8 protein-coding genes and 2 tRNA genes are annotated in these 8,554 nt (G+C 61.7%); 4 read left to right on the top strand and 6 right to left on the bottom strand.

Annotation, left to right across the window (positions count from 1 at the left end):
* Position 1: 1 nt before the first annotated feature.
* The 6 genes from C266_RS00990 to C266_RS00965 form a co-directional block, all read right to left on the bottom strand.
* A tRNA-Lys gene (locus C266_RS00990) sits at positions 2–77 on the bottom strand.
* A 58-nt stretch (positions 78–135) separates the two neighbouring features.
* Positions 136–211 (bottom strand) — tRNA-Lys (locus C266_RS00985).
* 72 nt (positions 212–283) lie between these two features.
* A complete protein-coding gene (locus C266_RS00980) occupies positions 284–469 on the bottom strand; it encodes a hypothetical protein (protein WP_010804599.1) in 186 nt (61 codons plus the stop codon).
* 174 nt (positions 470–643) lie between these two features.
* The gene (locus tag C266_RS00975; protein ID WP_010804600.1) at positions 644–883 is read right to left on the bottom strand and encodes a hypothetical protein; all 240 of its coding nucleotides are present in this window, start codon (positions 881–883) and stop codon (positions 644–646) included.
* Between the two features lie 667 nt (positions 884–1,550).
* Positions 1,551–2,168 carry a LysE family translocator gene (locus tag C266_RS00970; protein ID WP_010804601.1) on the bottom strand — a complete coding sequence of 206 codons (618 nt, stop codon included), beginning with the start codon at positions 2,166–2,168 and terminating at the stop codon, positions 1,551–1,553.
* A 50-nt stretch (positions 2,169–2,218) separates the two neighbouring features.
* A complete protein-coding gene (locus tag C266_RS00965; protein ID WP_010804602.1) occupies positions 2,219–2,686 on the bottom strand; it encodes a rhodanese-like domain-containing protein in 468 nt (155 codons plus the stop codon).
* Between the two features lie 483 nt (positions 2,687–3,169).
* Between C266_RS00965 and glnA the strand changes: the two genes are divergently transcribed.
* The 4 genes from glnA to rfbD all read left to right on the top strand — a co-directional run bounded on the left by glnA (position 3,170) and on the right by rfbD (position 8,547).
* Positions 3,170–4,585 (top strand): type I glutamate--ammonia ligase, encoded by a 1,416-nt coding sequence (gene glnA, locus C266_RS00960; RefSeq protein ID WP_010804603.1) that lies wholly within the window; start codon positions 3,170–3,172, stop codon positions 4,583–4,585.
* Positions 4,586–4,859: 274 nt separating this feature from the next.
* Complete coding sequence (gene glnL, locus C266_RS00955; RefSeq protein WP_036661067.1) at positions 4,860–5,966, top strand: nitrogen regulation protein NR(II); 1,107 nt, start codon at positions 4,860–4,862, stop codon at positions 5,964–5,966.
* A gap of 62 nt (positions 5,967–6,028) precedes the next feature.
* A complete protein-coding gene (ntrC, locus tag C266_RS00950; protein WP_010804605.1) occupies positions 6,029–7,612 on the top strand; it encodes a nitrogen regulation protein NR(I) in 1,584 nt (527 codons plus the stop codon).
* Between the two features lie 53 nt (positions 7,613–7,665).
* A complete protein-coding gene (gene rfbD, locus C266_RS00945) occupies positions 7,666–8,547 on the top strand; it encodes a dTDP-4-dehydrorhamnose reductase (RefSeq protein ID WP_010804606.1) in 882 nt (293 codons plus the stop codon).
* The last annotated feature ends 7 nt before the right edge of the window (positions 8,548–8,554 follow it).

Below are 8,554 nucleotides of genomic sequence, written 5' to 3'. Positions count from 1 at the left end.
TTGGTGGGGCGTGAGTGACTCGAACACTCGACCTACGGATTAAGAGTCCGCTGCTCTACCAACTGAGCTAACGCCCCGATGCAACCGGGAATAAAAAAGGCTGCACGGCAAAGCAGCCTTTTTTCAGAATTCGTTTGGTGGGGCGTGAGTGACTCGAACACTCGACCTACGGATTAAGAGTCCGCTGCTCTACCAACTGAGCTAACGCCCCAACGAGACCGAGATAATATCGATTCTTCCGCAGGGGGTCAACCCTAAATGGTGAAAATCCGCAAAAAAGGTCTCAGGCGAGAAGCGGAACCAGCTCGAACGCCAGTACCGCGAGCACGGCGCCGACGACCACGAGCAGCGAGCGCCAGCACATTCGAATGGTGCCCTTGCAGGGCATCGCGCCCACGACGATCGCGCCGAAGACTGCGATCGCAAACATGCTGATGAGTTGGGCGTTGGAAAGGTGGGGCATGATCATGATCGATCTCTCCGCCGTTATCGCATGAGTTAAGACGCGATTCCAGTATAGAAAGCTGCCCTTTCCAAGCAAAGCGGCGCGACAACCGGGATTTCCCCAGTGGCCGCGCCGTGCGTTGTTGCTCTGCGATCTGTCCGATTCAGTCGACTCGAACGCCGCGTATGGACATCAACGTTATTCGGGTAGATCGAGAATCAGGACGATCGTCCATGCGTCTTCGCCTTCGTGATGGTACTGACGCTCCACCACGATGAACGGTTGCTTCTTGTCGCCCTGACCGAGGAACAGCACGTCGCCTTCGGCCGGCATGCATTCGATCGGCGGCAACGCCAGAGGGGTGCCTTTGGGGACGAGCTTTTCGGCCTTCTTCGCCGCGCGCTCGGTCCATTCGATATCGAATTCGATCTGACTCACCGGATGATCCTGTCTATGCAAATTGAAACGGCTGCATGGTAGCACGCAGCTTGCGCGGCACAGGAAAAAAAGCCCGCTCCCTGGGCGGGGAACGGGCGAAGGTCCCATGCGATAACGGGGTACGCATGGCGACAGGAGATGCGCCCGAGGGAAACCGTCGGTGCCCGCCCGGCCAGAGGGGAAGTGAACTGGTCCGCAGGGGTATGACGGTTTGCTGCCCGGTATGGCGTGGGCGCGCGCCTGTCGGCGGGACAATACGAGGTGACGCAACACAGGCAGGCGATGCCGTCCCGCCTGTGTGCGTCACGTCATGCTGCCGGGGTACGGCAACACGACGAGGGGCAATGTGGGCCGACGCGCCACGCAACTATCAGTGGCGAGCGCCGACCCGTGTCGGGGGAGAGAACGGTTGTGCCACCCATGCGAATTGAGTACCTTCTGGATACGCATCGCTAAGGTGAGCGTTGTGTGCAACCGTTGAAGAAAGTCTAAGCGTCTGGCTATTGCGGAAAAACGGCAATCAAGCGAATAGATACTTACGGGATTCGCAACAATGCGCTCTCCCAGAAAAAACGCCACCCGTGAGGTGGCGTTTGCGATGCTGCCGGTGGCGTCGGCGTCGGCGTCGGCGTCGGCGTCGGCGTCGGCGTCGGAGTCGGCGTCGCGTTCAGCGTGTAGCGATGGCGACTGCGGCGCCGGCCATGACCGTGCCGGTCGCGCGATTCAGGCGTCGCACGGCGTGAGCCGAACTGAGCAGCCGACGGGCGCGGGCGGCGAGCACGATGTAGCTGCCGAACACAATCGCGAGCACGGTCAGCGTGACACCCACGACTTCGATATAGCCGAGCGCCGTCACCTTCTGGAGATCAAGCAGGTTGGGCAGCAGGGCGAAGTAGAACACCACGACCTTCGGGTTGCCCATCGTGACGGACAGGCCTCCCAGAAAGAGCCGCCACGATTTCTCACGTGGTGCAGTGGCCATCGGCTCTGTGGGGGCGATGGCCGGGGCGTGCCACATCTTCCATGCGAGATAGAGGAGGTAAGCGGCGCCCGCATATTTGATCGCGAGGAAGACACCCGAGAACGTATGCGCCAGCGCGGCTACGCCGAGCACTGCCAGGGTGAGCCAGACGACGTCTCCGATCGCCACGCCTGCCGAGAACGCGATCGCGCCCTGCATGCCGCGTCCGAGGACGCGCGCGACGATCGCTGCAATGCCCGGGCCTGGTGTGCCCGCGCCAACGAACAGCGCGAGGGCGAAAGTCAGCAAATGTGTCCATTCCATCTCGGCGTCTCCTCGCGTTGATGACGATCAGCGTGATCTGAAAAGGCGGCTCATGCGCCGAGCCAGGGAAGGCCGCGGAAGCACCAGCCGCTCACATGCTTGCGATGGCCTTCGCTATCCTTATCACCTTCGAAGCCTTCGAGAATGTCGAACGACTGGGCGTAACCTGCTTCGAAGGCAACTTTGGCCGCCGCTTTAGAGCGGGCGGCGCTACGGCACAGGAACAGCAGCGGCGTGTTCTTGTCAGGCGTTTGCGAGGCGAGTTGTTCGAGGAAGTGCTCATTGGGCACCCCGCCGGGGTAACGCACCCATTCGACGTTGGCGTACTGACCGTCGGGCACTTGCGGGCGGCCGACCCAATCGAGTTCGGCGCGCGTGCGCACGTCGATCAGACGAACGTTGGCATCGGCGTTGAGCAGCGCCAACGCTTCTTCCGGGGTCACGGCGCCCGCATAAGCGAGCTGGCCGCTGGCGCGGCGTTGGGTGGCTTGATCGAGAATGGCTTTGGCGCTTGTCATATTGCTGTGATCTCGCTAGTCGATGGTTGTCCTTCATTCTAGCGTGCACTTCGCGCGAGATGCGCTTTTGGCGACATTGGAAATCGGCGCGGCGTAGGATGTTCGGCGCATACGCGTTAAACGCGCGATATTTGGCGGTGCATTAGGACGGTGCATTGCGATGCACAATTCCGGTTCGCGACATTCGTCCGATGGCACCTTAAAGGTGCATAATCGATAAATGCACCACTATGGGTCTATTTTGATGTGGCTTGCACCGAAATGGAGAATTTAAGTCCGTGAGCGGGAATTCGGGGCTGGACGCACCAGAATCGATTATTTCCTTAGAAATCAGAGGGAGAGGGTGGGGTAAGGCGAGTTGGCCAGATCTTGGCACGCTTCCTGCTTTACTCAGGCGAATCCGAACACGGAGTTCGTTAAGAGGGTGCGGCGACGCGGGCGATAAGCGCCAGCAGCGCCAGATTGAATCTTTCGGGAGATAGCATGAGCAAATCTGTGGCAGATGTGATTAACCTGGTCAAGGAAGAAGACGTCAAGTTCGTCGACTTCCGCTTTACCGATACGCGCGGCAAAGAGCAACACGTCTCGGTGCCGGTGTCGCACTTCGACGCCGACAAGTTCGAGAGCGGTCACGCTTTCGACGGTTCGTCGATCGCCGGCTGGAAGGGCATCGAAGCCTCGGACATGCTGCTGGTGCCGGACCCCAACACTGCCTATATCGACCCGTTCTATGAAGAAAGCACGCTGGTGCTGACCTGCGACGTGATCGAGCCGGCCGATGGCAAGGGTTACGACCGCGATCCGCGTTCCATCGCCAAGCGCGCTGAAGCCTACCTGAAGAGCACGGGCCTGGGCGACACGGCCTTCTTCGGTCCGGAGCCGGAATTCTTCATTTTCGACTCGGTCCAGTGGAGCACGGACATGTCGGGCACGTTCGTCCGCGTGAGTTCGGAAGAAGCCCCGTGGTCGTCGTCGAAGGACTTCGAAGGTGGCAACACGGGCCATCGTCCGGGCACGAAGGGCGGCTACTTCCCGGTCGCACCGGTCGACACGTTCCAGGACATGCGCTCGGAAATGTGTCTGTTGCTCGAACAACTGGGCGTGCCGGTTGAAGTGCACCACCACGAAGTCGCCGGTCAGGGCCAGAACGAAATCGGCACCAAGTTCTCGACGCTGGTTCAGCGCGCCGACTGGACGCAGATCCTGAAGTACGTCGTGCACAACGTGGCACACAGCTACGGCAAGACGGCCACGTTCATGCCGAAGCCGATCGTGGGCGACAACGGTTCGGGCATGCACATCCACCAGTCGGTCTGGAAGGATGGTCAGAACCTGTTTGCCGGTAACGGCTACGGCGGTCTGTCGGAATTCGCGCTGTACTACATCGGCGGCATCATCAAGCATGCTCGCGCGCTGAACGCCATTACGAACCCGTCGACGAACTCGTACAAGCGTCTCGTGCCGCACTTTGAAGCCCCGGTAAAGCTGGCCTACTCGGCGCGTAACCGTTCGGCCTCGATCCGTATTCCGTACGTTGCCAACCCGAAGGGCCGCCGCATCGAAGCGCGCTTCCCGGACCCGATGGCCAACCCGTACCTGGCCTTCTCGGCCATGCTCATGGCCGGTCTGGATGGCGTGCAGAACAAGATCCACCCGGGCGAAGCTGCAGACAAGAACCTGTACGACCTGCCGCCGGAAGAGGATGCAAAGATCCCGACCGTGTGCTCGAGCCTCGAACAGGCGCTGGAATACCTGAACGAAGACCGCGAGTTCCTGACCCGTGGTGGCGTGTTCACGGACGGCATGCTCGATTCGTACATCGCGCTCAAGACTGAAGAAGCACGTCGTGTGGCAATGACCACGCACCCGCTCGAGTTCGAACTGTATTACTCGCTGTAATCGAATCGCTGCGCAGGGAATGCGCCGGCATGACGGAACGCCAGCGGCCGACCGTCATGCTCGACAAGCAAGGGGGATGGCCGCGGCCGTCCCCCTTTTTTATCCGCAGCGCGTATTCACCTCGTAGCCATCCATGAACCTATCGCCTCGATCCTTGATGAAAAGTGTCCGTGCTGGTGCGAAAGGGCAGACGAAGCGTGCTTCGCATGCCGCTGCCGATGAAGACACCCATGCCACCGAAGTGACGGCTGACGCCACCGGGTTGTCCGGTCACATGTCGGCGCTGCACACGAGTATTGAGCCCTGGGAGGCGAAGCTCGCGGCGACCGGTATCCTGCCCGGTCTCGAAGCGTTGCCGACCGTATTGCTGGTGCTCGAGAAGCACACGATGCGCGTCGTGTTCGCCAACCCGGCCGCAGAGGCGCTGCTTGCGCTCTCGCGCCGTTCGCTGTCGCAGATGACGTGGAACGACGTTTTCGCAAACGGCGAGGTGCTGACCTCGACGATGGCCGACCTGATCGCCAACCACTTTCAGGCGACACGCCTCGATCTGGTGCTTGAACGCACCGCGCAGGAACCGTTGCATACGCACGTGATCGTGGCTGCGCCCGAGTCGGCGCCTGACTTCGTGATCGTCGAGCTGATCGAGAACGAGCAGAAGATCAAGAACGAGCGAGAAGAACGCATCATCGACCAGGCGTTGATGAACAAGCAGCTCATCCGCAATCTGGCGCACGAGATCAAGAACCCGCTGGGCGGGATTCGTGGCGCGGCGCAGTTGCTGGAGTTCGAGCTGGATCAGCGAGAGTTGCGCGAGTACACGCAGGTCATCATCAAGGAGTCCGACAGACTTCAAACGCTGGTCGACCGCCTGCTCGAGCCGCATCGTCACCCCTATATCGCCACGGACGTGAACATCCACGAAGTGTGTGAGCGTGTGCGTTCCGTGGTGCTTGCCGAGTTTCCGCAGGGCTTGTCGATCGAGCGCGACTACGACGTGAGCCTGCCGGATTTTCGCGGCGACAAGGAGCAGCTCATTCAGGCGCTGCTCAACATCGTGCGCAATGGTGCCGAAGCGTTACGCGAGCAAATCGCCCGAGGCGACGCACGTATCGAATTGCGCACGCGCGTGGCGCGAAAGATCACGATCGCCAAGCGATTGCACAAGCTGGCATTGGAATTGCATGTGATCGACAACGGGCCCGGCATTCCCGCCGACATTCGTGATCGCATCTTCTATCCGCTCGTTTCCGGGCGAGAGGGGGGAAGTGGTCTGGGACTGACGTTGGCGCAATCGTTCGTGCAGCGCCACGATGGTCTGATCGAATGCGAAAGCCGGCCCGGACGAACGGATTTCCGAATCCTGCTGCCCCTGGGCTGATATTGCCCTCACGCCGTTGGCCGTAGCACCTGCGGCCGGGCATAGACGTTATACGGTGAACAATGAAGCCGATCTGGATAGTAGACGACGATCAATCGATTCGATGGGTCCTGGAAAAGGCGCTCTCGCGCGCCAACCTGCCGGTGCGCAGTTTTACCGGCCCGCGCGAAGCCAGTGCGGCGCTCGAACACGACTCGCCACAGGTGCTGGTCTCGGACATCCGCATGGCGGGCGGCTCCGGGCTCGAACTGCTGCAAATGGCCAAGCAACGGCATCCCGGACTGCCGGTCATCATCATGACCGCGTTCTCGGATCTCGACAGTGCGGTTGCGGCCTTTCAGGGCGGCGCGTTCGAGTATCTGGCCAAGCCGTTCGACGTGGATCGGGCCGTCGAACTGATTCTGCGCGCGGTCGAAGAGAGCTTGCGCGAAGCGACGGACGACGAGCGCATCACGGAAGAGCCCGAAATCCTCGGGCAGGCCAGTGCGATGCAGGACGTGTTTCGCGCCATCGGACGTCTATCGCATTCGAGCGCGACGGTGCTCATCACAGGCGAATCCGGTTCGGGCAAGGAACTGGTCGCGCGTGCGCTGCACCGGCATTCGCCGCGCGCGTCGGGGCCGTTCATTGCCCTCAATACGGCGGCGATTCCGAAGGATTTGCTGGAATCGGAATTGTTTGGCCACGAGCGCGGGGCTTTCACCGGCGCGCAAGCCACGCGGCGCGGACGCTTCGAGCAGGCCGAAAGCGGCACGCTGTTTCTCGATGAAATCGGCGATATGCCGCTGGATTTGCAAACGCGTCTGTTGCGCGTGCTCTCGGACGGCAATTATTACCGTGTCGGCGGGCATAGCCCGATCAAGGCGAACGTTCGTGTGATCGCGGCCACGCACCAGAATCTGGAAGATCGCGTGCGTCAGGGACTCTTCCGGGAGGATCTGTATCACCGCCTGAACGTGATTCGCCTGCGTTTGCCGTCGTTGCGCGAGCGTAACGAGGATATTCCGCTGCTGATACGTCACTTCCTGCAGAAGAGCGCGCGTGACCTGGGGGTGGAGACGAAGCGCATCAGCGAAGCGGCATTGGCGCATCTGACGCGCTTCCCGTTCCCCGGCAACGTGCGTCAACTGGAAAATCTGAGCAACTGGCTGACTGTCATGGCCCCGGCGCAGACGGTCGAGATCAAGGATCTGCCACCGGAGTTTCAGACACTGACGCCGATATCGATGACCGGCGCGGGCACGTCGGCGGGGGTGCCGGCATATGCTGCCGCGTCGACCACCGCTGTGGCGGCGTCGGTACCCGCGGGTGCCGCAACCGGGTACGGTGGCGTGGGCGCCGGGCCTGCGGCCTCCGGTGTGGCTTCGAGCGTCAATGGTGTGCCTGCGGCGACCGGCGTTGGTGGCGCGTCGGCAGACGTGACGGGGGCCGAGAGCTGGGAGCCGATCTTGCGCCGTGAGGTGGCCCGTTTGCTTCGTTCGGCATCGCCCGACGTGATGGATCAACTGACGCGCCGTTTCGAGACCGCCCTGATCAACGAGGCACTCGATTTCACTCGCGGGCGCAAGGTCGAAGCGGCGAGCCGTCTCGGCATCGGCCGAAACACCATTACGCGCAAGATTCAGGAGTTGGGGCTGGAAACCTGAAGCCAATCGGGTTAGGCTCCCCGGTTCACGGATAACGACAAGGGAGTCGGACCATGGCAAGACGCATCCTGTTGACCGGTGCCACCGGGCAGGTGGGCTGGGAGCTGGCACGTAGCCTGCAAGGCTTGGGCGACGTGCACGCCCCTGGGCGCAACGAGATGGACCTGCTCGACACCGACAGCGTGGTGCGTACGTTACGTGACTTCGCGCCTGACTTGATTGTCAATCCGGCGGCCTACACGGCGGTCGACCGCGCCGAGACGGACGAGGCAGCGGCGTATCAAGTCAACGCCGTCGTGCCGGGCATCATGGCCGAAGAGGCCAAGCGTCTTGGTGCACTTGTCGTGCATTACTCCACCGACTACGTTTTTGACGGGACGTCCTCGACGCCGTATCGCGAGGACGAACCCACCAATCCGCAGAACGCCTACGGCCGCACCAAGCTTGCCGGTGAAACGGCCGTTGCGGCGAGCGGCGCGAATCATCTGGTGCTGCGCACGAGCTGGGTGTATGGGGCGCGCGGTGCGAATTTCCTGCTCACCGTCCAGCGCCTTGCCCGTGAGCGCGACGAGTTACGGATCGTGGCTGACCAACATGGTGCGCCAACGTGGTGCCGGACGATCGCCGAACTGACGTCGCAGGTTCTGGTGCAGGGATTCGGCGAGCGCGGTGTCGACGCGGATTTCTGGCGCGAGCACGGCGGTCTGTATCACTTGACGGCCGCGGGGCAGACGACCTGGCACGGATTCACCGAAGCGATTCTCGATCTGAGCGCGCCGGAAAAGCGGCCTAACGTTGTGGCGATTCCGACTTCTGCCTATCCGCTGCCGGCCAAACGTCCCGCTTACTCAATCCTCGACAACGACAAGCTCGCACGCACCTTCGGCGTTCGGGCGCCTGACTGGCGTGACGCGCTGACGCTCTGTCTCGCCTGAGACAACG

The organism is Pandoraea sp. SD6-2 (assembly GCF_000389825.1).
Classification (GTDB): Bacteria; Pseudomonadota; Gammaproteobacteria; order Burkholderiales; family Burkholderiaceae; genus Pandoraea; species Pandoraea communis.
Note: the sequence above shows the minus strand (reverse complement) of the source record. Positions and strands in the feature narration are given on the sequence as shown.